Source organism: Streptomyces sp. NPDC096311, from assembly GCF_044763085.1.
In the GTDB taxonomy this organism is placed as follows: domain Bacteria; phylum Actinomycetota; class Actinomycetes; order Streptomycetales; family Streptomycetaceae; genus Streptomyces.
On sequence record NZ_JBIWFN010000024.1, the window covers coordinates 1 to 24,917 of the forward strand.

The following is a 24,917-nucleotide window of genomic DNA, read 5'->3' on the forward strand; positions in this document are numbered from 1 at the left end:
CGGGTCCGTCGACGACGGCAAGTCCACCCTGGTCGGACGACTGCTGCACGACTCCAAGTCGGTCCTGACGGACCAGCTGGAGGCCGTCGAGCGCGTCTCGGCGAGCCGGGGCCAGGACGCTCCCGACCTCGCCCTCCTCACCGACGGCCTGCGCGCCGAGCGCGAACAGGGCATCACCATCGACGTCGCCTACCGCTACTTCGCGACGGCGCGCCGCCGGTTCATCCTCGCCGACACCCCCGGGCATGTGCAGTACACCCGGAACATGGTCACCGGCGCCTCGACCGCCGACCTGGCCGTCGTCCTCGTCGACGCCCGCAACGGCGTCATCGAGCAGACCCGCCGGCACGCCGCGGTCGCCGCACTGCTGCGCGTCCCGCACGTGGTCCTCGCCGTCAACAAGATGGACCTCGTCGAGTACAAGGAGTCCGTCTTCGCCGCGATCGCCGAGGAGTTCACGGCGTACGCCTCCGAGCTGGGCGTTCCCGAGATCACCGCGATCCCGATCTCGGCGCTCGCCGGTGACAACGTGGTGGACGCCTCCGCGAACATGGACTGGTACGGCGGCCCGACGGTTCTGGAGCACCTGGAGACGGTCCCGGTCAGCCACGACCTGGGGCACTGCCACGCCCGTCTGCCCGTGCAGTACGTGATCCGCCCGCAGACCGCCGAACACCCCGACTACCGGGGGTACGCCGGTCAGATAGCCGCCGGTAGCTTCCGGGTCGGCGAGAGCGTGACCGTGCTGCCCTCCGGGCGCACCACGAAGGTCGCCGGGATCGATCTGCTGGGCAAGCCCGTCGACGTGGCGTGGACCCCGCAGTCGGTGACCCTCCTGCTGGAGGACGACATCGACGTCTCGCGCGGCGACCTGATCGTGCCGAGCAAGGACGCGCCCCCGACCACGCAGGACGTCGAGGCGACCGTCTGCCACGTGGCCGACCAGCCGCTCACCGTCGGCCACCGGGTGCTGCTCAAGCACGGCACCCGCACGGTGAAGGCGATCGTCAAGGACATCCCGTCCCGGCTGACGCTCGACGACCTGTCGCTGCACCCGCACCCGGGTCAGCTGGTCGCCAACGACATCGGCCGTGTCAAGATCCGTGCCGCCGAGCCGCTTCCGCTCGACTCGTACGCCGATTCCCGGCGCACCGGCGCGTTCATCCTGATCGACCCGGCGGACGGCACCACGCTGACCGCGGGCATGGTCGGCGAGTCGTTCGCCGCGCCGCAGCCGGTCAAGGACGAGGGCGACGACGACGGGTGGGACTTCTGACATGAAGTCCACCGACTTCTACTCCACGTTCGCCAAGGAGGGCGGCCGCGTCGGCAGCGGCGCCCTCGGCAGCGGGCAGGGCGGAGTGGCGCGATGTGCGTAATGACGTACGCGCACTGCCTGCGCGCCCCGTCCCCCCACCCGACGTCCCGGATGCGACGACGAAGACCTGCCGACCTCCCGGCCACGACCTGAGATCGTGACCGCCGGGCCAACGAGAGGAACCCCTCCCGTGCCTGCCATCCGCTCGACCCTTGTACGCCGCGGCATAGTCGCCGCCGTCGCACTGCCCCTGCTCGCGCTCGCCGCCTGCAGCTACGGCTCCGAGAAGAAGGCCGACTCCTCCTCGAAGGAGAACGTCGCCGCCGGGTCCTCGAAGATCGAGGGTCTGGACACCGTGAAGATCGGCTACTTCGGCAACCTCACGCATGCGACCGCGCTGGTGGGCCGCCAGGAAGGCCTCTTCCAGAAGGCACTGGGCGGCACGAAGGCGGAGTACTCCATCTTCAACGCGGGCCCCTCCGAGATCGAGGCGCTGAACTCGGGCTCGATCGACATCGGCTGGATCGGCCCCTCGCCCGCGATCAACGGCTTCACCAAGTCCCAGAGCAAGAGCCTGCGCATCATCGGCGGTTCGGCGTCCGGTGGCGTGAAGCTCGTGGTGAACCCGAAGAAGATCACGTCCCTGAAGGACGTCAAGGGCAAGAAGATCGCGACCCCGCAGCTCGGCAACACGCAGGACGTGGCGTTCCTCAACTGGATCGCGGAGCAGGGCTGGAAGGTCGACGCACAGAGCGGCAAGGGCGACGTCTCGGTCGTCCGCACGGACAACAAGATCACCCCGGACGCCTACAAGTCCGGCTCCATCGACGGCGCCTGGGTGCCGGAGCCGACCGCGTCCAAGCTGGTCGCCGAGGGCGGCAAGGTACTGCTCGACGAGGCCTCCCTGTGGCCCGACAAGAAGTTCGTGATCACGAACATCATCGTGTCGCAGAAGTTCCTCAAGGAGCACCCGAAGGTCGTCGAGGCCGTGCTGAAGGGCTCGGTCGACACCAACAAGTGGATCAACGCCAACTCCGACCAGGCGAAGTCCGCGGCCAACGCCCAGCTGAAGGTCGACTCCGGCAAGGAGCTCCCGGCGAACGTGCTCGACCCGGCCTGGAAGTCCATCCAGATCACCAATGACCCGCTGGCCTCCACCCTCAACACCGAGGCGGAGCACGCGGTCAAGGCGGGCCTGCTGGAGAAGCCCGACCTGAACGGGATCTACGACCTCACGCTCCTGAACAAGGTCCTGGGGGCCGCGGGCGAGAGCACGGTCGACGACGCCGGTCTCGGCGTCAAGTAAGGACCCACACCGATGAGTTCCCAGGAGGTGACGACCATGGCCACAACCCTCGCCAAGGCCGCCGACGGCGCCGAAGTGACGGAGCACGCCGCCCGGATCGAGCATGTCTCGAAGTCCTTCGCCGGACCGGCGGGGCCCCAGCTCGTCCTCGACGACATCACCCTCGATGTCGCGCCGGGCGAGTTCGTCACCCTCCTGGGGGCCTCGGGGTGTGGAAAGTCGACGCTGCTCAACCTGGTCGCGGGCCTCGACGCCCCGACCGCGGGCAACATCACGACCAACGGGCGTCCGGCCCTGATGTTCCAGGAGCACGCCCTCTTCCCGTGGCTGACCGCGGGCAAGAACATCGAGCTCGCGCTGCGGCTGCGCGGCGTCGCGAAGTCCGACCGCCGCGACCGGGCGGAGGAGCTGCTCGAACTCGTCCGGCTGAAGGGCGCGTACGGGAAGCGGGTGCACGAGCTGTCCGGCGGTATGCGCCAGCGCGTCGCGATGGCCCGCGCGCTCGCCCAGGACAGCCAGATCCTGCTGATGGACGAGCCGTTCGCGGCGCTGGACGCCATCACGCGGGACGTCCTGCACGACGAACTGACCCGGATCTGGCGCGAGACCCAGCTGTCCGTCCTCTTCGTCACCCACAACGTGCGTGAGGCGGTGCGGCTGGCCGAGCGGGTCGTCCTGCTGTCCTCGCGCCCCGGCCGGGTGGCCCACGAGTGGCGGGTCGACATCCCGCAGCCGCGTCGTATCGAGGACGCGGCCGTGGCGGAGCTGTCCGTCGAGATCACCGAACAACTGCGTGGGGAGATCCGCCGCCATGGCCAGCACTGAGACGAAGGCCGACGCGGCCGGCCGGCCCGTCAAGGACAGCCCCGGCAACGACATGGCGGGCCTGGAAGCGGGCCTCGACGCCCTGGAGACGACCGCGCATTCGGGCCGGCCGGCCTTCCGCCAGACCTTCGTCGAGAAGATCCTGCCGCCACTCGTCGCCATCGCCCTGGTGCTGGTGGTGTGGCAGGCGCTGATCTCGTTCAAGGTCGTCACCGACCCGAGCAAGCTGCCCTCCCCGTCCGACGTCTGGGGCGAGGTCAAGGACGCCTGGCTGCAGGGCACGCTGCTCGACTACATCTGGACGAGTGTCTCGCGCGGTCTGCTCGGGTTCCTCTTCGCCCTGGCGATCGGTACCCCGCTGGGTCTGCTGGTGGCCCGGGTGAAGTTCGTCCGCGCCGCGATCGGCCCCATCCTCTCCGGGCTCCAGTCGCTGCCCTCCGTGGCCTGGGTGCCGCCGGCCGTCATCTGGCTGGGCCTGAACAACTCGATGATGTTCGCGGTGATCCTGCTCGGCGCCGTCCCCTCCATCGCCAACGGCCTGGTGTCGGGCGTGGACCAGGTGCCGCCGCTGTTCCTGCGGGCGGGCCGCACGATGGGGGCGACGGGCCTGCGCGGGACCTGGCACATCGTGATGCCGGCCGCGCTGCCCGGCTATCTGGCCGGTCTGAAGCAGGGCTGGGCGTTCTCCTGGCGCTCCCTGATGGCGGCGGAGATCATCGCCTCCTCCCCCGACCTGGGCATCGGCCTCGGTCAGCTGCTGGAGAACGGCCGCACCGCCAGTTCCATGTCGATGGTCTTCCTCGCCATCTTCCTCATCCTGTTCGTCGGTATCGCCATCGACCTGCTGATCTTCAGCCCGCTGGAGCGGTGGGTGCTGCGCAGCCGCGGTCTCCTGGTGAAGAGCTGAGCCCGTCATGACGAGTCGTCCGGTCCTCCTGGTCATCGCCCACGGCAGCCGCGATCCGCGTCATGCCGCGACGGTGCACGCCCTCGTACGGCGTGTGCGGGCCCGGCGTCCGGGCCTGCGCGTGGAGACCGGCTTCCTCGACTTCAACATCCCCTCGGTGCCGGCGGTGCTGGAGTCCCTGGCGACGGAGGGCGTACGCGATGTGGTCGCCCTCCCTCTCCTGCTCACCCGCGCCTTCCACGCGAAGGCGGACATCCCGGCGGTCCTGCGGGAGGCCCCGGCGCGGCTGCGCATCCGCCAGGCGCAGGTGCTCGGCCCCTCCCCCCTGCTGACGGCGGCGCTCGAACGCCGGCTGTACGAGGCGGGGCTGACCCCCGCCGACAAGTCCTCGACGGGGGTCGTGCTGGCCTCCGCGGGGTCCACCGACCCGGAGGCGATCGCGGTGATCGCAGAAATCGCGCGGGAGTGGCGGCACACCGGTTGGTGCGCCGTGCGGCCCGCGTTCGCCTCCGCATCCCTTCCGCGTACCGAGGACGCGGTGCGTGAACTGCGCGCCCTCGGCTGCGCCCGTGTCGCCGTCGCCCCCTACGTCCTGGCCCCCGGCTTCCTCCCCGACCGCATCGCCCGCGGCGCCGCCGAGGCGGACGTACTGGCCGACGTACTGGGCCCGGCGCCGGAGGTGGCACGGGTCCTGCTGGACCGGTACGACGAGGCACGCGTCCCCGTGCCGGTGGCGCTCGGCGCCTGAACGGTCATGCCTTGGTGCTGGCCGTCACGGTGGCCGCCGGTCCCGTGCCCGCCGCCGTCACCGTCGCGATCGTGACGGTGTACGAGGTGCCCGGCCTGAGGCCGCCGATCACCCGGAACATGCCCTTCGCCGAGGGCTGGCCGACCAGCACGTCCCGGCCCGTGACGTCGATCGGTGCGCGGCCGTCGGAGACGGTGACGCGGTAGCCGACGACCTTGGCGTCGCCCGTCGCCGTCGGCGGGGTCCAGGCCACGGTGGCCGCGGTGGACGCCGTACGCAGCTTGGGGCCGGTCGGTGCACCCGGCAGCCCGGTCACGGCGGTCGGGGTCAGCGGGAGCGAGGCGAGCGACGGGGCACTGGCGCCGTGGGCGTTGTTCGCGGTGACGGTGGCCGTGAGCGGGCCGGCCGACGCGGGCAGTCCACCGATCCGTACGACCGCCGTGCGCTTGAACTCGGCCGCGCCGACGGCCTGTTCGCCCACCTGGCGCCCGGACGCGTCGTACGCCCGCGCCGTGTAGCCGGTCACCGGTGAACCGCCGTCCACGAAGCTCGGGTTGAAGGTGACGTACAGGGCGTCGACGCCCGCCGTGCTCGTACCGACGCGGGAGGGTGCCTCCGGGGTGGAGACGGCGCCGACGCGGCGGTTCAGCAGTCCGCGGTGGGCGGGTTCGAGTCCCGCGTTGCCGATGATCTGCGACGGTACGTCGGACGGGGCCGCCATGATCTTGTTGCCGGTCGTCACCAGGCCCTTGTTGTCGCCGTCGGCGGTTCCCTCCTCCCACCAGTTGTCCTTGACGAGGGTCGGGTCGTTGTTGCCGAGGGTGTCGCGGTAGTCGGTGTGACGGGAGGCGACGTTGGCGTAGGAGGCGTTGTAGAGGACGTTGCCCTCGACCGTCTCGTAGGTGCAGCCGTTGTCGGTGTAGACGTTCTTGCCCAGGCCCCACTGGTCGTGGATGACGTTGCCGGTGACCTTCTCGCCGTCGGCCAGGGAGGTGCCCGTCAGTCCCTGGGTGTAGATGCCGCCGCCGTCGTCGAGCATCTGCATGTAGTCGAAGATCAGGTTGTCGCGGACCGTGTTGTCGTGGCTGGGGTTGGGGGTCGCCGGGTCGCCAATCTTGTCGGGCCAGCCGCCCCAGCCGAGCGAGACGGCGCTGTAGCCGACGTGGTCGATCTGGTTGTGGGCGATCGTGGTGCTCTGGGTCCAGCCGTTGAGAATCGCCACGCCGCCGTGGAACTCGCGGGGCAGCCCGTAGAGGTGATTGTCCGTCACCTGGACTCCGGAGGCGGGGGTTTGCCCGTCCACTCCGCCGATCTCCAGTCCGTTGCCGGAGATGTCGGTGAAGACGCTGCCGCTGACCGTGGAGTCCTTCGAGCCGGTGCCCAGGTCGAGGCCGGACGCGCCGAGATGGGCGAAGACGTCGTCGCTGAACGCGATGCGCTGCCCGTGGGCGAAGGAGACGTTGCCCGGCATCTTGGTCCAGGACGCGAAGGGGCAGGTGCCGCCCTCGACGTACTGGCACAGGCCCTGGGTCGCCCAGCCCTTCTCGCCGGTGATGGTGTAGCCCGCCTGGATCTCGGAGAAACCCTCGGGCCCCGAGGGGGTGAGCCAGGTGGCGTAGCTGAACTGCAGGCCGCGGAAGGCGAGGTCGTGGACGGGCGCGGCGGCCGTGCCCCGTCCGTCGATCAGTTTCTCGGCCTGTGCCGCCTCGACGTCGGCGCGCGCGAGGTTCTCGCCCTTGCGGGGCAGGTAGTAGACCCGGTGCGCGCTGCGGTCGAGGTACCACTCGCCGGGCTGGTCCAGGAGTTCGTAGGCGTTCTCGACGTACGTCGCCTTGCCGCTGTTGGTGAGGTGGCCTGGCCCGACCATGCTGACCGTGCGGCCGGGGATGTCCGGGAACTCGACGCGCTTGTTGGAGTTGTCCCAGCACGGCTGGACCATCGTGATCGTGGTGCCCTCGGCGGCGGCGATGCGGCAGCGCGGCTCGGTCCACTGGCCCAGGCCGTTGCGCTCGACGTTCCACAGGGACTCGCCGCTGGTGTAGACGAACTCGGCGTCGGAGGGGTGCTTCCAGTGCGCGAGGGCGTCGGAGGACGCCGTGTACCCGGTGGCGGTCTGGGTGAGGGTCACCGGCACGGCTCCGCGGGCGCGCTGGGCGCGCACCCCGTCGACGTACAACTGCCGGGTGTCGGTGAGGCCTTGGGGAGCGGGCGCGGACCACAGGCCCGCCCTCCCGGTGACCGGGCGCCAGCCCTGGACCTGCCGGCCACCGCTGATGACGGTGTTCCCGGTACCCTGCCAGATCACCTGGTGGCCGCCGGTGCCCGAGTCCCGGGCGTCGAGGGTGAGGGGTGCGGTCTGCCGGTACGTACCCGACGCGAGGTGGACCGTCAGGTCGCCCTTCATCCCCGCGACCCGCTTGCGCACCAGGTCGCGGGCGTGTTCCAGGGTGCGTACGGGGTGGCGGGCGGTGCCGTTCGCGTGGTCGCTCCCGCTCGGGGAGACGTAGAGGTCGAAGGACGCGGGCTGGGCGGAGGACACGGCACCCGGAATTCCGAGGGCCAGGACCGTGGAGATCAGGGTGACTAGGGCGGCTCTTCGGCGCATGGGCATGTTCCCCTCCCGTGGGATCAGCCGGTACCCAACGCCGAGAAAGGTAGGATCTATGACGCGCCACCGTCAATGAATGCGACAGAGAACGGCCCAACTCCCTCCCCATGGACACCCATTCATCCGAGCAGTGTTCATATTCCAGACCGCTGTTCAGTCGAAAGACAGTCCTCCCGTCCGCGTCCGCTTGAGCTCGAAGAAGTCCGGGTGGGCGGCGAGAACACGGAAGCTGTCGAAGAGCTCGGCCGCGCGCTCGCCCCGCGGAACGGCCCGCAGGACGGGGCCGAACCACACCGTTCCGTCGACATGGAGGGTGGGCGTGCCCACATAGCCGTCCGAGCCGGACTCCCGGCCCGCCTCGTGACTGCGGCGTACCGCCTCGTCGTACGCGGAGTCGTGGGCCGCGGCGGCCAACGCGGCCGGGAGCCCCAGTTCGGCGAGGGAGTCGGCGACCACGGCGTCGAAGTCCTCGACCCCCCGGTCGTGGATGCGGGTGCCGAAGGCGGTGTAGAGGTCGCGCAGCACCTTCTCGCCGTGCTGTGCGGCGGCGGCCACCGCGACCCGCACGGGACCGACGGACTTGTCGACCAACTCCCGGTACCAGTCGGGGAGTTCATTGCCCAGGTTGTGCAGGTGAAGGCTCATCACGCGGAAGCGGAGGTCGAGCGGGCGGGCACGCTCGACCTCCAGCATCCAGCGTGAGGTGATCCAGGCGAAGGGGCAGGCCGGGTCGAAGTAGAAGTCGACGCGGGTGGGCGAGTCGTCCGTCCTCGGGTTCGTCATACCGTCGAGGCTAGCCAGTCAATGGCACAGAATCGCGATCCAATCCGAGGGTGATTCACTGGCCCAATCCCCCGACTCCTTGTGCGACGAGCCCTACCGCAGGGCCAGGCGTGGATCCCGGCCGCTGTGGGCGAGGGCGCGCTCGAAAGCGGGCGCGTCGTCGGGCACGGGTACCGGATCGGCGAAGCCGTCGTACTGGCGGTACAGCTCGGCGTGCGTGTCGACGACGTCCAGGACGAACCGGGCCGCGCCGTCCGAGATCCGGAACTCCTGGCCGGTGGCCGTCGCGACGTCCCAGCCGTGCACCGCCATTTCCTTGACGATCATCGAGGCGATGTCGGCGGCGGGCATCTTCGCCATCCCGAGGTCGACCTCGCCCTCCCACACCGCGGGGTCGTCCCAGGCGGTCACGGCACGGTCGAGCTGTTCGGCGTATGCCCGCGCCCAGCCGGGATCCGCCGTGAAGTCGCGGCCGGTCAGCTCCTCGGAGAGCTGCCGCCGCAGCGCACGGTGCTCCAGGCCGTGCGAGGTGTAGAGGACCCAGTGGTTCACCAGGGCGCGCAGGTCCCAGTCCGGGCAGTGCGTGGGACCGGGCTCCGCCAGCTGCGCCGCCGTGACACCGCCGGCCACCCGGGCGGCCTCGGCGGCGCATTCCACCATGTACGGGTGCACGTTCTTGTACGGATTGCTCATGCGCTCCACGCTAGGGACGCGGCGCGCGCTCCTCTTGAACAAACGCGACAGCCTCGTCGGCCATGCGTACGAGCTCCGCGACCGGCAGCGACCCCGCCGCCCTGCGCTCGCGCGCGAAGGTGTTCGCGAGCCGCTGCAGCAGCTCGTTGAGCGGGGTCGGCACACCGTGCAGCCGGCCAAGGAGGACGATCTCGCCGTTGAGGTAGTCGGCCTCGATGGTGCCGGTGCCGCGGTCGAGGGACTGCCAGGAGGAGCCGCCGCCGCGTTCGGAGCCGTCGAAGGGCTCGAACCGGATCTTGTTGTCGCGGACCTTCTTCTGCTCCTCCTCGCCGGTGTACGCGAGGTCGGCGGCGGCCAGCACCGCCTCGCCCTCCGCGCGCACCCGCGCGTAGAGCGCCAGGCCCTCCTCGCTGGTCAGGACGCCGCTGACCGCCTCGATCGCGTTGGCGAGATTGCCGAGCAGCTTGGCGTACTGCCAGCGCGCCACGTCCGGCACGACCGGTGCCTCGAAGTGGGCCTTCTCCAGGTCGGCTGCGATGCGGCGGGCCGTGTCGTCCGTGCCGTGCGGATGGCGGCCCAGGTGCAGGATTCCGGTGAGCGGGGCGCCCGCCGCCGACACCGCACCCGGCTCGACGAGGGTCGCGGGCAGCCAGACGCAGACCCCGTACACCCGACGAAAGCGGCGCAGCGCGATCCGGGGGCTCTCCACCCCGTTCTGCGCGCAGACCAGCGGCAGCCGTTCGGCGGCCGTGCCACCGCCCACCACGGGGGCCGGGCCCCACGCCTCCAGGGCCGCCTCGCTGTCCTGCGTCTTCACCGCCAGGACCAGTACGTCGTCGGCGCGCAGCTCTCCGAGCGCCGCGGGCCCGTCGACCGTGAGCAGCCGGTGCGTACGTGTCCCCTCCGAGGTCATGAGCCGCAGCCCGCGTGTGCGCAGCGCCTCGTAGTGCGCTCCCCGCGCGACCAGTGCCACCTCGTGGCCCGCCTCCGCCAGCCGACCGCCGATGGCCCCGCCGACCGCTCCCGCTCCGATGATGATGTAGCGCATGGGGACGAGCCTCGCACAGTCGTGTGTACCCTCCATGAAATGGTTTCGGAAAGCTTCGCCCTCGGCGGTCTGCCGCCGGTGCGGCGGCTCGGCTACGGCACCGCCCAGTTGACCGGTCCCGGCTACTGGGGGCCGCGCGGGAACGTCCGGGACGCGGTGGCCGTGCTGCGGCGGGCCGTCGAGCTCGGGGTCACCCTCGTCGACACCGCCGACAACTACGGTCCCTCGATCACCGAGGAGCTGGTCGCCGAGGCGCTGCACCCGTACACCGAGAGCCTGTTGATTGCGACCAAGGGCGGCGTCGTGCGCACCAGTGACCGTGCCTGGCACGTCGCCGGGCGGCCCGAGCAGTTGCGGGCGATGTGCGAGGCGAGCCTGCGGCGGCTGCGGCTCGAGGCGATCGGCCTGTACCAGTTGCACCGGCTCGATCCGGCCGTGCCGATGGCCGAACAGCTGGGCGCGCTCGACGAGTTGCGCGCGGAGGGCAAGATCCGGCACATCGGGCTCGACACCGTCACCGCCGAACAGCTGGCAGAGGCACTGGAGTCGACCGACATCGCCTCGGTCCAGAACCGATTCAACCTGCTCGACCGCGACTCGGAACCGCTGCTGAAGCTGTGCGAGGCGCGCGGCATCGCCTTCCTGCCCTGGTTCCCGCTGGGCAACGGCTCCCTCACCGCCGCCCCTGAGTGCGCCCGGATCGCCGCCGCGCACGGGGCGACACCGGGACAGATCGCCCTGGCCTGGCTGCTGCACCGCTCCCCGGTGCTCTGCCCGACCCCGGGCACGGGATCCCTCGTCCATCTGGAGGAGAACCTCGACGCGGGCGCGGTACGGCTCACCGCCGAGGACATGGCGGCGCTGGGTTGACCCTGCCCCTGGGGCAAGGACGAGGGTTCCGGGCATGGACCAGTACCTGAAGCAGACGCCTTGCAGCGATCCGGGCGACGCCCTGGACCTCGGCGGACTGCCCCGCGATCCTGGTGAACTCGCCCGCGTCGTGCGAGATCTGATCATCCATCGGGGCGAGGGCCCGCGCTTCGACTATGCCATCCCCGAGGAACGGGTGCACCAGGACGCGGAGTCGCGTGACGCGACGGAGGTGCTGCGGATCCTCACCGAGCGCCGGGACGCGCCGCTCACCGAACGGCGGGCGCCCGCGGAGCGGTTCGTGGGAACGTGCCGGGACTTCGCGCTGCTGCACTGCTCCCTGCTGCGGGCCACGGGGACGGCGGCCCGGCTCCGTTGTGGTTTCGCCCGGTACTTCGACGCGTACTACGCCGACCACTGGGTCACCGAGTACCGGCTGCCTGACGGCGGTTGGCGGCTGGCCGACCCACAGGTCCACCACGAGTACGACATCGACTTCGACCCGATGGACGTGCCCCGCGACCAGTTCCTGGTGGCCACGGACGCCTGGCGGGCGTGCCGCGAGGCAGGAGCCGACCCCCGGAGGTTCGGCGTGTTCGACCTCAACGGCATCGAGGGTCTGTCGCATCACGGCCTGTGGTGCGTCCGCGCCGACGTCCTGCGCGACCTGGCCGCTCTCAACGGCGTCGAGCTACTGCCCTGGGACGCCTGGGGCCCGGAGATCCTCGACGACGCCGCGCTCGACGCGGACGAGCTCGCCCTGATCGACTCCGTCGCCGCGGCCGGCAGCGAGGACGAGCTGCGACGCCTGTACCGGGACCCGAGGCTGACGGTCCCGGACGAGATCGTCTCGTACACCACCTATGGCGGCGTACGAAAGATCACTCTGGGCCGGACCTGAACGGTGTGCCCTGGTGGAAGTACAGGCGCCAGCCTTCCTCCGTCCGCCGCCACAGCGAACTGCGGTGCACCCGGCGGCCGTTGTCCTCCTCCGTGTCGAAGGTGAGGTGGACCAGGTCCGGTGCGAGCTGGACGCCCTTCATCCGTGAGGCGGTGAGGGGCCGCGACCCGGGCGCGGCGTCGCCGGTCAGTTCGGCGAGGACGGAGGCGCGGTCCCACAGCCGCCCGGAGCTGCCGAACTCGTAGAAGTCGGGGTGGAGCAGTGCTCCGAGCCGCTCCGGCGAGCGGCGGACCTCCGCGTCGAGCAGCCGCAGTTCGCCCATGATGGCGGCCTCCACGGCGGGGTTGTGCTCAGGCACCGGTCAGCTCCTCGAGTTTGACGACCGTGTTCCAGTTGCGGCTGGTGGCGGTGACGCCCTTGATGAGCCGCGGCTTCGACAGGGCCTCGGCGAGCTTGGAGCGTCCCAGGCCGTCGGGTGCGTACAGATAGAGCGCCCGGTCGCCGATGCGGAACTCCTCCGGCAGGAACACCGCCGGGTCCACGGAGGCGAAGCGTTCGGGGTCGACGGGGCCCGAGAAGTAGGTGACGTGCAGCTGCTTGCCCTCGAGTTCGGCGGCCGGGAACGGACACGCCTCCCGGACGGCCCTCAGATAGGTGTGGTCGCGGACCAGTACGCCGACGCCGAAGCCGAAGTGCTTCTCTATGGCCTCGGCCAACTCGGCTGCCAGGGAGTCCTCGTCCCCGCGGTCGGTGGAGAAGACGGCGTTGCCGCTCTGGAGATACGTCTGTACGTCGTCGTGGCCGAGTTCCTCGATCAGTGTGCGGAGCTCGGCCATCGGCACCTTCTTGTTGCCGCCCACGTTGATCCCGCGCAGCAGTGCGGCGTACGTCGTCGTCATCCGCACACCATAGGACGGCCGTCGGGCCCCTGTGGATCAACACCCGCACCCCGGTCCCGATCGGCGGCCGCACCCTGATCCGGATCCCCGAGAGGCCCGGATAGGTGTAAGGGGCCCCTGTCCTCCCCAGTGCGGAGGCGACGGGGTCCGCGGGGAGGAGCCGGAGGTCCCGGGGTTCACCGGGCAGCACGAGGAGAGGTTCTTATCCGGCCCCTACCTTCATAAGCAGAGGTGACGGCAGGGGGCTGTCACCGTGCACAAGGGGGCTGGCCCGTCATGGGGAACGGAGACATACGGGTGCGGGGCATCGCCGCGCGGGCAGGCGGCTGGAGCGCCCGGCACCGATGGGCCGCCGTGGGAATCTGGGTGCTGTTCGTCGTCCTGGCGATGGGGCTCGGCTCCGCGGCGGGCCGCGTCGACGTCAAGGAGAGCGATCAGCTCAAGGGCGAGACACACACCGCCGCGAAGATCATCGAGGACTCGGGGATCAAGGCCCCGGCCGGTGAGAGCGTCCTGATCCAGGGGAAGGACGCGAGCGTCAAGGCGACGGACGCCGACTTCCGCGCCGCCGTCACGGCCCTCGTCAAGGCCGTCGAGGGGACCGGCAAGGTCACGGACGTGACCTCCCCGTACGACACGAAGACGATCTCCAGGGACGGGCGCAGCGCGCTCGTGCAGTTCGACATGCGGGGCGACGCGGAGACCGCGGGTGACCGCGTCGAGCCGGTGCTGAACGCCGTCAAGGGCGTCCAGAAGGACCACGCGGGGCTGCGGATCGAGGAGATCGGCGGCGCCAGCATGCAGAAGACCTTCTCCGACGCGTTCGGTGACGACTTCAAGAAGGCCGAGTACTCCGCGGTGCCGGTGGCCCTCGGCATTCTGCTGATCGCCTTCGGCGCCCTGGTGGCGGCGCTGCTCCCGGTGGCGCTCGCGCTCACCGCGATCATGGCGACGATGGGTCTGATGGGCATCGTCAGCCACCTCCAGCCGATGAGCGACACCGCCAACTCCGTGATGCTCCTGGTGGGTCTGGCCGTCGGCGTCGACTACTGCCTGTTCTATCTGCGCCGTGAGCGCGAGGAGCGCGAGGCCGGCCGGGACGCCGGTGCCGCGCTGCGGATCGCCGCCGCCACCAGTGGCCGCGCCATCGTCGTCTCCGGTGTCACGGTGTGCGTGGCGATGGCCGGCATGCTCTTCACCGGGCTCGCCGAGTTCGAGGCGATGGGACTGGCCTCGCTGATGGTCGTCGCGGTCGCCATGGTCGGCTCGGTCACCGTGCTGCCCGCGCTGCTCTCGCTGCTCGGCGAGCGGGTCGAGAAGGGCCGCCTGCCGTTCCTGCACCCGGACAAGCGGCGGGCCAGGGGCAAGCGCGTCCGGTCCGCCGAGGAGGGCAGCCGGTTCTGGAGCGCGGTACTGCGGGTCGTACTCGCCAAGCCCGCCGTCTCGCTGGTCGTCGCGGCCGGTGCGCTGCTGGCCATCGCCGCTCCCGCCCTCGGCATGAAGACGCAACAGCTGACGCTGGACAAGGAGTTCGGCGACTCGCTGCCGATCGTGGGGACGTACAACCGGGTCAACGACGCCTTCCCGGGCGGCTCCGAACCGGCCGAGGTGGTCGTCAAGGCGCACGACATCAACGCCGCCGACGTGAAGTCCGCGCTCGCCGACTTCCGTACCCAGGCCATCAGTTCGGGCGCCTCGCGCGGCCCGGTCGACATCAAGGTGCACGCCGCGCAGAACGTCGCCTTCGTGTACGTGCCCCTCGTGGGCGGCTCCGACCAGGACAAGGCGGAGAAGAGCCTTCAGCTGCTGCGCGACACGGTGCGGCCCGACACGCTCGGCAAGGTCGACGGCGTCCAGGCGCCGATCACCGGACAGGTCGCCGGATCGCACGACTTCAGCGACCAGTTGCTGGGCTCGGTGGCCCCGGTCTTCGCGTTCGTGGTCGTCTTCGCCTTCCTGCTGATGCTGCTCTCGTTCCGCTCGCTGACGATCGCGATCACCTCGATCGTGCTCAACCTCCTGTCGGTCGCGGCGGCCTACGGCATCCTGGTCGCCGTCTTCCAGCACGGCTGGGGCGCCTCGCTGGTCGGCGCGCAGGGCGTGGGCGCCATCATCACCTGGCTGCCGCTGTTCCTCTTCGTGATCCTCTTCGGGCTCTCGATGGACTACCACGTGTTCGTGGTCTCGCGGATCCGTGAGGCGCGGCTGCGGGGCCGGGACACCAAGGACGCGATCCGGCACGGGGTGGTCACGACGGCCGGTGTCGTCACCAGCGCCGCCGTCATCATGGTCGCCGTCTTCGCGATCTTCGGGACGCTGTCCATGCAGTCCATGAAGCAGATGGGTGTGGGCCTGGCGGCCGCGGTGCTCATCGACGCGACGATCATTCGCGGGGTGCTGCTGCCGGCCGTGATGGCGCTGCTCGGCGAGCGCAACTGGTATCTGCCGAAGTGGCTGAACCGGCTGCCGGACTTCACCCACGACGAGTCGCCGGAGGCCGCGTCCGGACCGCCGGCGGTCGAGGGCGAGAAGGTGAGCGTCTGATCTCCGCACGGTGAGGTCGTACGTGGCCGGGGCGCGCATGCCTCGGCCACGTCGCCGTGCGTCGGGGCTACGCCTGACGCAGGCGCAGTTCCGCCTCGATGAGGTCGGCCGCCCGTCCGGTGCCGCCCTCTCCCGCCGAGCGCTCCTGGATCTCCCGTAGTCGACGCGCCACCTCTGGATCCTCGACCACGGCGAGGACCGCCTCCCGCAGGGTCTCGGCCGTGGCCTCCGTCATCGGCAGGTGGCGGGCCACGCCCAGCGCCTGGAGCAGGTCGGCGTTGCCGAACTGGTCGACGGCCTGCGGTACGGCGACCATCGGGGTGCCGGTGGCCAGCCCCTCCTGGCTGCCGCCCGCTCCGGCGTGTGTGATGAAGGCGTCGGCCTGGCGGAGGATGGCCAGCTGGGGCACCCACGGGTGGACCTCCACGTTGCCGGGCACCTCCCCCAGCTCCGCGGGGTCGACGAAGCGGCCGATCTGCAGCACGACATGCCAGCCCGGCAGCCCGCCGAAGGCCTCGACGCACCTGCGGTAGAAGGCGGGCTGCTTGGTGAAGGTGGAGCCCAGCGACACGAGCAGCACCTTCTCGGCGTCCGCGGGCCGCCGCCAGTCCCCCTGCGCGGCGCGGTCGCCCTGGCACGCGCCGACGAAGGTGTACCGCTTCTCGTCGACGCGGTCGGCGTTCGGCTGGAGTGCCTCGGGGATGAGGACCAGGCACCGGTCGGGGCGGCCCATGAAGTCCTCGACGCTCAGGTCCATGTCGTTCTCCGCGATCCAGCGCGCGAAGGTGTCGTAGAACGCCTTGCCGCGCGGGGTCCGCTTGAGCGGCTCGAACAGCGGCTTGCCAACCTCCTCGTCGTACCCCTCCCAGGCGACGAGGTTCGGGGAGAGCTGCACGACGGGGACGCCCCAGCGGTGGGCGAGCACCCGGGCCGGGTACGCGGTGATGTCGTAGAGCACCAGGTCCGGTTCGTCACCCTCGTAGGCCGCCGCGAGTTGCGGCTCGGCCTGCAGGGCGTCCGTCAGGAACGGCTCGATGTTGTCGATCAGCTCGGTCCCCCATGCCTCCGGTTCGTCGTCCGTGGGCAGGGTCGAGTGCCACAGCTTCGGCTCAGCCCCCGTCTCGGCGACCTTCTCGGCGAAGGCGGGCGGAATCGCGTACGTCACACGGTGACCGCGCGCCACGAGCTCGCGGATCACCTCGATGCTCGGGTTCACGTGCCCGTGGGCGGCGATGGAGAACATGGCGATGTGGGCGGGGCGGGTGGTCATGCGACGACCTTAGACAAGACGAGACGTCTCGTCCAACCTGTTTTCGCTCGTGTCGACGGCCACCGCCGCCACGAGGCCGGTCCTGCCCTCTCACCTCGGGCGCCGACCACTCACCTCTGGCCCTGCCCTCTCACCTCTGATAGCGGGCCAGTACCAGGTTCCCGTCCCTCACCAGCCGCTTTCTCAGTTCGGCGAGCCCGATCGCCCCGCTGTAGTACTCCTGGAACGCGGGGGTCGCCACCTTGTCCTTCCACTCCGGATAGCCGCGCACGGACTGGGCGGGGGCCGGGCGGAGATGGGAAGCGAGGGCGGCGCCGGTCGCCCAGCCGTCCTTGGCGGTGTGCAGGGCGGGGTCCTTGAGCGCCTCGGTCCCCGTGGGCAGCATCCAGTCGCCGAGGGCCAGGCGGACCATGTTCTCGGGCCGGAGCAGGAAGTCGATGAACGCGGCGGCCTCCTTCTTGTGCGGGCTGTCGGCGGCGATGGACAGGGTCTGCGGGCTGACGCCCTGGGTGAGCCCGTCCGCGCCGGCCGGGGCGGGCAGCACCTGCCAGTCGAAACCCTTCGGCGCCTGCTGCGCGATCTGCTGGCGGTAGGAGAACCCGAGCGGCACCATCGCGTACTTCCCGCCGAAGAAGCCGGGCAGTGTGTCGGAGCCGCCCATGCCGAGCGTGGCGCTGGAGGCGCTGCGGTCCGTGTTCACCTCGTCGTGCACGGTCCTCGGCACCACGGCGTCGGCCGTGTCGAAGCGGACGGTCACCTTGCCGTCGGCGCCCCGGTGGAACAGCTGTCCGCCGGTGGAGAGGGAGAGGTTGAGCGTCGCCGAGACGGGTTCCCTGAGCGGCCAGGCGACGCCGTACCTGCCCTTGCCGCTCAGCCGCTTCGCGATCGCACGGAACTCGCCCCAGGTCCAGGGCCGTTCGGGCGTCGGAATGCGGACGCCGGACGCCTTCAGCCATCCGGCGTTGACGATCAGGACACGTGGCTCCTGGAGGAAGGGCACGCCGTAGACCCCGTCCCCGAAGGTCGCGCTGTCCCAACTGTGCTGCGGTATGCCGGACTTGAGCCGCGCGGGCAGCAGCGTCCGCAGGTCGGCGAGATAGCCGCCGTAGGCGAAGTCCGCGAGGTCGTCCGAGGCGTCGTGGATGATGTCCGGCGCCTCGCCGCCCTCGAAGGAGGTGAGCAGCTGGTCGTGGACGCTGTCCCAACTGCCCTGGACGTACTCGACCTTGACGTCCGGATGGGTGGCGTTCCACTCCTTCACCAGCGCCTTGTTCGCGGCGACGGACTCCTGCTGCCAGGCCAGGGACTGGAAGCGCAGGGTGATCCGGCCGCCCTGCGATCCGCTGCCGCCACCGGAGCAGCCCGTGCCCAGCAGGAGCAGCAGCCCCATGACCAGCGCGACCCATCCCCTCGCGCGCACCGGCTTCCCACGCATCGGCTTCCTGCGGATCAGCTTCCCGCGCATCAGCTCTTCACCGCCCCGGCGAGCATGCCGCCCGTGATCCGCTTCTGGATGATCGCGAAGACGACCAGGGACGGCAGCGTCGCGAGGGTCGCCGCCGCGGCGAGCGGGCCGAGGTCCGCGACCCCCTCCGCCCCGATGAAGTGCGTGAGGACGACCGGGAGGGTCTGTTTCTCCGGGGTCTTGAGCAGCACGAGCGCGAAGAAGAACTCGTTCCACGCGCTGATGAACGCGAACAGCGCCGTCGCCACGATGCCGGGTGCGAGCAGCGGAACGGTGACGGAGACGAGCGTTCGCACCCTTCCCGCCCCGTCGACCGCCGCCGCCTCCTCCAGCTCGGCGGGCACCGCCCGTACGTACCCCACCAGCATCCACAGCGCGAACGGCAGCGCCCACACCACGTACATCATGATCAGCCCTAGTAGGGAGTCGATCAGCCGCAGGTTCTTCAGGACCAGGAACAGCGGGATGATCACGAGCACGAACGGGAACGCCTGGCTGACCACGACCCACCCCGTGGCGGCCTTCGCGAGCGGGGTGCGGTGGCGCGCCATGACGTAGGCCATGGGGGTCGCGATCAGTACGGCGACGACCGCGGCGCCGAGGGCCGCGAGCAGCGAGTTGAGCGCGGCGTGCAGCAGCGGCTGCTCGTCGAAGGCCTGGCGGAAGTTGGCGAGGGTGGGGCTCCGGGGGATCCAGGTGGGGTGGAGACTGGCCAGCTCGCGAGCCGGTTTGAACGCGGTGGAGATCAGCCAGAGGAAAGGGAAGGCCAGGAAGACGAGATAGGCGAGCAGGGCGAGGTACTGGCCCGCGCGGGCCCCTTTGCGGGTCTTCACGCGTCCTCGTCTCCCTTCAGCCGGCCTGCCAGCCGAATCGCGAGCAGCACCGAGATCACCGCGACCATCACGCAGCCCATGGCCGCCGCGTAGCCGAACTGCCCGTAGCGGAAGGCCTCTTCGTAGGCGAAGAGCATGGGGAGCCGGGTCCGGCCGCCGGGTCCGCCGTTGGTCAGCACATAGACCAGGGCGAAGGAATTGAAGTTCCAGATGAAGTTCAGCGCCGTGATGGCGAGGGCGATCGGTCTCAGGGCGGGCCAGGTGACGGTCAGGAAGCGGCGCCAGGCTCCCGCGCCGTCCATCGCGGCCGCCTCGTGGAGTTCGCGCGGGGTGTTCTGCAGCCCGGCCAGCAGCGCGACCGTGGTCTGCGGCATGCCCGCCCAGACGCCGACGACGATCACCGCGGGCAGGGCGGTGCCGAGACCGCTCAGCCAGTCGTGGCCGTCGCCGAGGCCGAGGTCGCGGAGGGTCTCGTTGAGGATCCCCGCGTCGGGGTTGTAGACGAGCCGCCACATGATGCCGACGACGACCTCGGGCATGGCCCAGGGGATGATCGCGAGGGCGCGGGAGAGCGGACGGAGGCGGAGGTCCTGGTCGAGGAGAAGCGCGAGGCCCAGGGCGAGGAGGAACTGCGGCACGCTCACCCCGACCGCCCACAGCAGTCCGATCCGGAACGAGTCCCAGAACAGGGTGTCGTGCAGCAGGTCCTGGAAGTTGAGTGCCCCGATCCACCGTGTGGGCGCCGTGCGGCCCGACTGCGCGTCGGTGAACGCCAGCGCGATCCCGTAGAGCAGCGGTCCCACGCTGAACACCAGGATCGGGATCAGCGCGGGCAGCACCAGGAACCAGGCTCCGTGGTCGACGGGGCGCCGCCTCCCGCCCGCATCGGGGGTGCGCGTCGCCGGCCGCCTGGTCGCGCTCGCCAATGTCATGGAATCGGCCCCTTTGCGCGACTCGTGGCGTTCTGGCCGTCCCGGCGGCCCTCGTCATGGTCCTGACGGAGACGGAGGCCGTCAAGACTCCTCGCACGCGGTCCGACCTGTGCGAATGCGACACTGGCCGACGGATGGCGGGAACGCGACGCCTTACCCGAAGGTCGTACACAAGGGTCGTGCACGGGCTGTGCGCGAGGACACGGAGGCGAAGGATGGACGAGGCACGGGCGCGGGACGTACTGGCCGCGGCCGAGGTGCTGCCCGGGCCGGCGCGGGACGCGACGCTCCTCGCCCTGGGCGAGAACGCGGTGTTCGCCGCCGGTGACCTGGTGGTCAAGGTGGGACGCGATGCCGAACTCCTCGACCGCGCCCGGCGGGAACTGGACATCGCCGCATGGCTCGCCGAGGCGGGCGTTCCCGCGGTGCGGGCGGCCGAGACCGCGGCTCTGCTGGTGGACGGTCACCCGGTGACGGTGTGGCACCGGCTGCCCGATCCCGTACGTCCCGCCGAGCCGCGGGATTTGGCCGAACTGCTACGGGTGGTGCACGCCCTGCCCTCCCCCTCCTTCCCCCTGCCGCCCCGCGAGCTGCTGGGCGGGGTGGAGCGCTGGCTGCGGCTCGCGGGTGAGGCGATCGACCCCGCGGACGCGGCATATCTGCGGGCCCGGCGCGACGGCTTCGCGGACGCCGCGGGCGCGCTCACCCCGCATCTCGCGCCGGGCCCGATCCATGGCGACGCACTGCCCCGCAATGTGCACGTGGGTCCCGACGGCCCGGTCCTGGTCGACCTGGAGACCTTCTCCGCCGATCTGCGCGAGCACGACCTGGTGGTCATGGCGCTCTCCCGCGACCGCTACGGGCTGCCCGCCGAGGCGTACGACTCCTTCACCGAGGCCTACGGCTGGGATGTGCGCGCGTGGGAGGGCTGCTCCGTACTCCGAGGCGCCCGCGAGACCGCCAGCTGCGCCTGGGTGGCCCAGCATGCGCCGAGCAACCCGAAGGCCCTGGCCGAGTTCGAGCGACGGGTGGCATCGCTGCGGGACGGGGACGAGACCGTGCGCTGGTACCCGTTCTGACGCTTCCCGGCTGACCTTTCCGGGCTCCCCGGGCAGTGCGGGCCGTCCAGCTGGGCCCGGTCCGGCGCGGGTCCGGTCCGGCGCGGGTCCGGTCAGACCTTCTGGTCCGCCACGTCCCGCATCGGCCATGTCCCGTCGACCACCGCGTCCGTCTCCCCCTTGCGGCGCAGGAAGCTCTGGAAGTCGGCCGCCCACTCGGCGTACCACTCGATCTGGCGGCGGTGCAGCTCCGCCGGGCCGAGGGCCGCGACCTTCGGGTGGCGGTCGGCTATCGCACGGGCGAGCCGGGCCGCGGCGAGGGCGTCGGCCGAGGCGTCGTGGGCTGAGTCCAGCGACACGCCGTACTCCGTGCAGACCGCTTCGAGGTTGCGCTTGCCTCGGCGGTAGCGGTCGACGGAGCGGTCGATCGTGTATGGGTCGACGACCGGCGCGGGGTCGGTCCCGCCGAGCCGCTCGCGCAACGACGGCAGCCCGTACCTGCGCAGTTCGGCGGAGAGCAGGGTCAGGTCGAAGGCCTTATCCACGCACGACCGTGTCTCACGTTCTCCGTCGTCGTTGATCGGCCAGGGGGTGCGATCAGATGGAGATCTTCTTCACCGACCCGGGAGCGCTGGAAGCGGCCGGGGTCACCGATGCGCAGAGGACACTGGAAAGGCATGGGTTGCATGCCGGGGCGCCGTTCATCCTCAGCGATGACGGCAGCTACGACGTACATCTGAACCGCTTCCTGTGGTCCTTGCCGACCCTCGGGGTGAGGTCGGCGAACTCGTGGCGGGCGTACGCTCTCGATCTGCTGACGTGGGGACGGTTCCTCCACGAACATCGCGGCAAGACCGTCTGGCAAGCCGACCGTGACGACGTGACGGCCTTCCACCGGGCCCGGCGGGTCTCTCCCGACCCGACACAGGTTGTCTCAGCCTCGACCTGGAACCGGGGCGTCGCCGCCTTGGACAAGTTCTACACATGGGCCGTGGACGAGGCCCTGATCGAGCGGACGCCGTTCAAGTACTACGAGAGCTCACGGCACACCGGCTCCGGACAGCAGGTGCGAGTCCGCAACAACCGTGCAGCAGAGAAGGCGGCCAAGCGCGGAAACGTGAAGTTCCTGTCCGTCGCCCGTTACGCGGCCTTCCGCGATGTCGGATTGCGCGGTCAACTGCCGACCAACGCCGCCGATTTGTCCTTCCATGGCCGTAACTCGGAGCGGAACGTCGTCATGGCGGAGCTGCTGGTCACCACAGGCTTGCGTATCGAGGAGGCCGCGTCGCTCTGCTGGCCGGAACTCCCCACTCTGGACATCCAGAGGGGTATGAAGAGTGTGCCGTTCGACCTGGCGCCGCCGACCGCCAAACGGGACAAGGGACGCAGGGTCCTGCTGCCGAACCGTGTCCTCCGTGCGGTGGCCGACTACGTAGAGATCGAGCGTTCCCTGATGCTCGACCGCTGGCGCGCCCGAGGCTGCCCACTGCCGGCCGGTGCGGTGCTCGGAAGTCAAGCCGACCGGCGGGGTGTGCGGATGCCCTCGAAGGACGGCCGGCTCCGAAAAGTTCCCTGGTCACGTGTGCCGCCAGCGGTCCGCTCCCGGCTCTACCTCGTTGACGAGCAGGGCCATCCCGTCGGGCCGGCGTGCGTATGGCTGGGCCAGGAAGCTCGGCCTGTGTCCCTGTCGGCCTGGGAGTCCGTCTTCGTGCGGGCCTCGGAGAGATGCCGTACGTACGAGATCGACGTCGCCGCCACACCCCATGTGCTCAGGCACACCTTCGCCGTGCATCTACTGTCTGCGCTGATCCATGAACAGATCGGCTCGGTTGAGAGGCATGAGGTGGCCGACGGCGTGTACCGCCGGATCATTGGCGACCCGCTCGATCACTTGCGCCGCCTGCTGGGGCACTCCTCGATCACCACGACGTACATCTACCTCGACTGTACCGACCAGGCTCAGGCATTGATCGATGGTGCGGTGGACTCCTGGACGTCCGAGGTCGCGGACACGGCGACTCAGTTGTCGCAGACACAGGGAGCGAGCGCGTGGTAACCCGGGGACAACGTCGGGCTCGGTTGAACGCACCCGTGCTCCAGACCGTTGACCAGACTCCAACCACGCTCGGACTCCTGAAGATCGAGGTCACGTTCCCGGACGACCGGATGGCTGTCGTGGACTGGACCCACGAGCCGCAGCAGCGGTTGCTGCGCGCGCTGGGTGCCGAGCTGGCGGTGTCATGCACCGTAGGCCAGGGGACTGGATCCCCACATACTCTCCGGAATCGCGCACGCTCTTGCCTGGAATGGGCACGCTGGCTGGACTCCACGGAAGGCGTGGAACTGCGAGTGAATGCCCTCCTCCCGCGTCACCTCGACGGGTTCGAGAGCCACCTTCGAGAGAGGCATCCGGAGTCTTCCAGGACGCCGTACTCACGTATCGCCGACATCGTTTGGATCTTGCGCCGCCTCAGCGACAAGGAATCCGGCTTGTCTGCAGCCATGCTCCGGCGGCTCTCTCATACCTCTGCCGGTCCGGTGGGCTCGTACACACCTCGTGACGCCTATTCACCGCACATCGTCGAGCAGTTGCGCACTGCTGCACGTTGCGATGTCGACGATGCAGTTCGGCGCCTGACGCTTGACGGGCCGGCACTCCTGGCGCAGGGACAGGATCCACGGATGGCGGGTTGGAACTCCGACGCCAATGTGCTGTGGGAGATCTACCGGAGCCAAGGAACATTCACCCGGCAGCAGCTGGCCCAACTAGTCGGCACGGCGCTGGCTGATGCGCATACTCCCGGCCGTCTCGCACCGTTGGTGTATCCGACCAGCCGCGACCTGTTCGCCCTGCTCCTTCTGTTCTGCCTCGAAAGCGGCATGGAGGTGGAAGCGGCCAGAGAGTTGGCCTCCGACTGCTTGAAGAATCCCAACCGGGGCTACGTACAGGTCGAATACCTCAAGCGGCGTCGGCACGGCCAGGAGTGGAACACGATGCGCGTGCGGGACGGCTCGCCCAACTCGCCCGGCGGGCTGCTGCGCTTGGCCCTGCGGATCACTGCCCCTGTCAGAGAGGCCACGGGCTCGTCGGCGCTGTGGCAGTTCCGGACGAAGGACGGGATTCTGTCTGCCGGCTTCAGCGCTGGATCTGCGTCGAGCGTGGCGCGGAGCTTCGTGTCGACACACCGGCTCACTGACGGGGGGAAGCCCGTCGACTTGCGCCTTTCCCGGCTTCGCAAGACGTACAAGGCAGCTGTCTACAAGGTAACCGGCGGAAGGATGTCGGCGTTCGTGCAGGGGCATTCACCGGACATCGCCGCAGCGCACTACGCAGACATCCCCTCATTGCGCAATCTGCACGAACAGGCCGTGGCAGACGGCCTGCAGGACGCACTCGATGACGCCCAGACTCCCGTGGTGCTAACGCCAGATGAGGAAGAGAGGCTTACGCAAAATCCTGTGGACGCATGGGAGTCACTCGGCGTTTCCGCCGAGGAGCTGCCGCCACTTCTGTCCGGCGAATCCGACCTGTGGTTGTCGTCCTGTCGCAGCTTCTTCGACTCGCCTTTCGGCATCAAGGGCAAGGCATGTCCCGTCTCCTTCTTCTCTTGTCTGGGGTGCAGCAACGCCGTGATCACCCGAAGGAAGCTCCCAGCCATCCTGGCCTTCCTCAACCACATTGAGGCAGAACGGGCCAAGACGCCCGCAGCGGAGTGGGCAGCGCGCTTTGGCAAGGTTCACCATCAGATTCTGCAACTGATCGTCCCGCGGTTCAGCAAGGGCGACGTGCTCAGCGCCAAGGCAATCGCCGAGTCTTCCGAGCCTCTGCTGTTCCTGCCCCACAACCTACTGGGAGGCCACTGATGCCCGCCCAGCCACTACCACTTGGCCATGGTGCCAAGCGCCCTG

At 70.0% G+C, this 24,917-nt stretch carries 21 protein-coding genes and 1 pseudogene; 11 read left to right on the forward strand and 11 right to left on the reverse strand.

Annotated elements, in window-relative coordinates; genetic code table 11:
• The 5 genes from ACIRA5_RS43125 to ACIRA5_RS43145 all read left to right on the forward strand — a co-directional run.
• On the forward strand, positions 1-1,276 hold a 1,276-nt coding region (locus tag ACIRA5_RS43125; RefSeq protein ID WP_403700911.1), incomplete at its 5' end, for a sulfate adenylyltransferase subunit 1.
• 232 nt (positions 1,277-1,508) lie between these two features.
• Positions 1,509-2,624 carry an aliphatic sulfonate ABC transporter substrate-binding protein gene (locus ACIRA5_RS43130; protein ID WP_403700914.1) on the forward strand — a complete coding sequence of 372 codons (1,116 nt, stop codon included), beginning with the start codon at positions 1,509-1,511 and terminating at the stop codon, positions 2,622-2,624.
• Between the two features lie 36 nt (positions 2,625-2,660).
• Positions 2,661-3,449: an ABC transporter ATP-binding protein gene (locus ACIRA5_RS43135; RefSeq protein ID WP_403701259.1), complete on the forward strand. Its 789-nt coding sequence runs from the start codon at positions 2,661-2,663 to the stop codon at positions 3,447-3,449.
• Positions 3,436-4,356, forward strand: coding sequence for an ABC transporter permease (locus tag ACIRA5_RS43140; protein ID WP_403700917.1), 921 nt, complete (start codon positions 3,436-3,438; stop codon positions 4,354-4,356). Before ACIRA5_RS43135 ends, ACIRA5_RS43140 begins: the two co-directional genes overlap by 14 nt.
• Before the next feature lie 7 nt (positions 4,357-4,363).
• On the forward strand, positions 4,364-5,104 hold the full coding sequence (locus tag ACIRA5_RS43145; RefSeq protein ID WP_403700919.1) for a sirohydrochlorin chelatase: 741 nt from the start codon (positions 4,364-4,366) through the stop codon (positions 5,102-5,104).
• 4 nt (positions 5,105-5,108) lie between these two features.
• Here the strand turns inward: ACIRA5_RS43145 and ACIRA5_RS43150 are convergent, their stop codons facing one another.
• From ACIRA5_RS43150 to ACIRA5_RS43165, 4 genes are all read right to left on the reverse strand, one after another.
• The gene (locus ACIRA5_RS43150) at positions 5,109-7,709 is read right to left on the reverse strand and encodes a fibronectin type III domain-containing protein (protein ID WP_403700922.1); all 2,601 of its coding nucleotides are present in this window, start codon (positions 7,707-7,709) and stop codon (positions 5,109-5,111) included.
• 156 nt (positions 7,710-7,865) lie between these two features.
• Entirely contained in the window at positions 7,866-8,495 is a 630-nt protein-coding gene (locus tag ACIRA5_RS43155; RefSeq protein WP_403700924.1) for a DsbA family protein, read from the reverse strand.
• A gap of 93 nt (positions 8,496-8,588) precedes the next feature.
• The gene (locus tag ACIRA5_RS43160; protein ID WP_403700927.1) at positions 8,589-9,188 is read right to left on the reverse strand and encodes a TIGR03086 family metal-binding protein; all 600 of its coding nucleotides are present in this window, start codon (positions 9,186-9,188) and stop codon (positions 8,589-8,591) included.
• Between the two features lie 10 nt (positions 9,189-9,198).
• Positions 9,199-10,236, reverse strand: coding sequence for a ketopantoate reductase family protein (locus ACIRA5_RS43165; RefSeq protein ID WP_403700930.1), 1,038 nt, complete (start codon positions 10,234-10,236; stop codon positions 9,199-9,201).
• A gap of 39 nt (positions 10,237-10,275) precedes the next feature.
• On the opposite strand from ACIRA5_RS43165, the gene ACIRA5_RS43170 reads away from it, so the two are divergent.
• Together ACIRA5_RS43170 and ACIRA5_RS43175 are read left to right on the forward strand one after the other, a co-directional pair.
• Positions 10,276-11,106 carry an aldo/keto reductase gene (locus ACIRA5_RS43170; protein WP_403700932.1) on the forward strand — a complete coding sequence of 277 codons (831 nt, stop codon included), beginning with the start codon at positions 10,276-10,278 and terminating at the stop codon, positions 11,104-11,106.
• Positions 11,107-11,140: 34 nt separating this feature from the next.
• Positions 11,141-12,007, forward strand: a complete 867-nt coding sequence (locus ACIRA5_RS43175; RefSeq protein ID WP_403700935.1) for a transglutaminase-like domain-containing protein — start codon at positions 11,141-11,143, stop codon at positions 12,005-12,007.
• Here ACIRA5_RS43175 and ACIRA5_RS43180 read toward each other — a convergent pair.
• Both ACIRA5_RS43180 and ACIRA5_RS43185 read right to left on the reverse strand, forming a co-directional pair.
• Entirely contained in the window at positions 11,988-12,365 is a 378-nt protein-coding gene (locus ACIRA5_RS43180) for a DUF4440 domain-containing protein (RefSeq protein WP_403700937.1), read from the reverse strand. The two genes, ACIRA5_RS43175 and ACIRA5_RS43180, sit on opposite strands and share 20 nt — an antisense overlap.
• On the reverse strand, positions 12,358-12,906 hold the full coding sequence (locus tag ACIRA5_RS43185) for a DUF1697 domain-containing protein (RefSeq protein ID WP_403700940.1): 549 nt from the start codon (positions 12,904-12,906) through the stop codon (positions 12,358-12,360). Before ACIRA5_RS43185 ends, ACIRA5_RS43180 begins: the two co-directional genes overlap by 8 nt.
• Before the next feature lie 276 nt (positions 12,907-13,182).
• Between ACIRA5_RS43185 and ACIRA5_RS43190 the strand changes: the two genes are divergently transcribed.
• Positions 13,183-15,450, forward strand: a complete 2,268-nt coding sequence (locus tag ACIRA5_RS43190; RefSeq protein ID WP_403700943.1) for an MMPL family transporter — start codon at positions 13,183-13,185, stop codon at positions 15,448-15,450.
• 67 nt (positions 15,451-15,517) lie between these two features.
• Here ACIRA5_RS43190 and mgt read toward each other — a convergent pair whose 3' ends face one another.
• The 4 genes from mgt to ACIRA5_RS43210 form a co-directional block, all read right to left on the reverse strand.
• Entirely contained in the window at positions 15,518-16,720 is a 1,203-nt protein-coding gene (mgt, locus tag ACIRA5_RS43195) for a macrolide-inactivating glycosyltransferase (protein ID WP_403700946.1), read from the reverse strand.
• A 130-nt stretch (positions 16,721-16,850) separates the two neighbouring features.
• On the reverse strand, positions 16,851-18,155 hold the full coding sequence (locus ACIRA5_RS43200; RefSeq protein ID WP_403701262.1) for an ABC transporter substrate-binding protein: 1,305 nt from the start codon (positions 18,153-18,155) through the stop codon (positions 16,851-16,853).
• Positions 18,156-18,184: 29 nt separating this feature from the next.
• Positions 18,185-19,018, reverse strand: a complete 834-nt coding sequence (locus ACIRA5_RS43205) for a carbohydrate ABC transporter permease (RefSeq protein ID WP_403700949.1) — start codon at positions 19,016-19,018, stop codon at positions 18,185-18,187.
• Positions 19,015-19,950 (reverse strand): carbohydrate ABC transporter permease, encoded by a 936-nt coding sequence (locus ACIRA5_RS43210; protein WP_403700952.1) that lies wholly within the window; start codon positions 19,948-19,950, stop codon positions 19,015-19,017. The genes ACIRA5_RS43205 and ACIRA5_RS43210 overlap by 4 nt, the downstream gene beginning before the upstream one ends.
• Positions 19,951-20,165: 215 nt before the next feature.
• Between ACIRA5_RS43210 and ACIRA5_RS43215 the strand changes: the two genes are divergently transcribed.
• A complete protein-coding gene (locus ACIRA5_RS43215) occupies positions 20,166-21,029 on the forward strand; it encodes a phosphotransferase enzyme family protein (protein WP_403700955.1) in 864 nt (287 codons plus the stop codon).
• 92 nt (positions 21,030-21,121) lie between these two features.
• On the opposite strand, the pseudogene ACIRA5_RS43220 reads toward ACIRA5_RS43215, so the two are convergent.
• Positions 21,122-21,544, reverse strand: a pseudogene (locus ACIRA5_RS43220) (3'-5' exonuclease); the annotation flags it as partial.
• Between the two features lie 65 nt (positions 21,545-21,609).
• Here ACIRA5_RS43220 and ACIRA5_RS43225 point away from each other — a divergent pair.
• Complete coding sequence (locus tag ACIRA5_RS43225; protein ID WP_403700959.1) at positions 21,610-23,064, forward strand: tyrosine-type recombinase/integrase; 1,455 nt, start codon at positions 21,610-21,612, stop codon at positions 23,062-23,064.
• A 35-nt stretch (positions 23,065-23,099) separates the two neighbouring features.
• Positions 23,100-24,872: a hypothetical protein gene (locus tag ACIRA5_RS43230; RefSeq protein WP_403700962.1), complete on the forward strand. Its 1,773-nt coding sequence runs from the start codon at positions 23,100-23,102 to the stop codon at positions 24,870-24,872.
• The last annotated feature ends 45 nt before the right edge of the window (positions 24,873-24,917 follow it).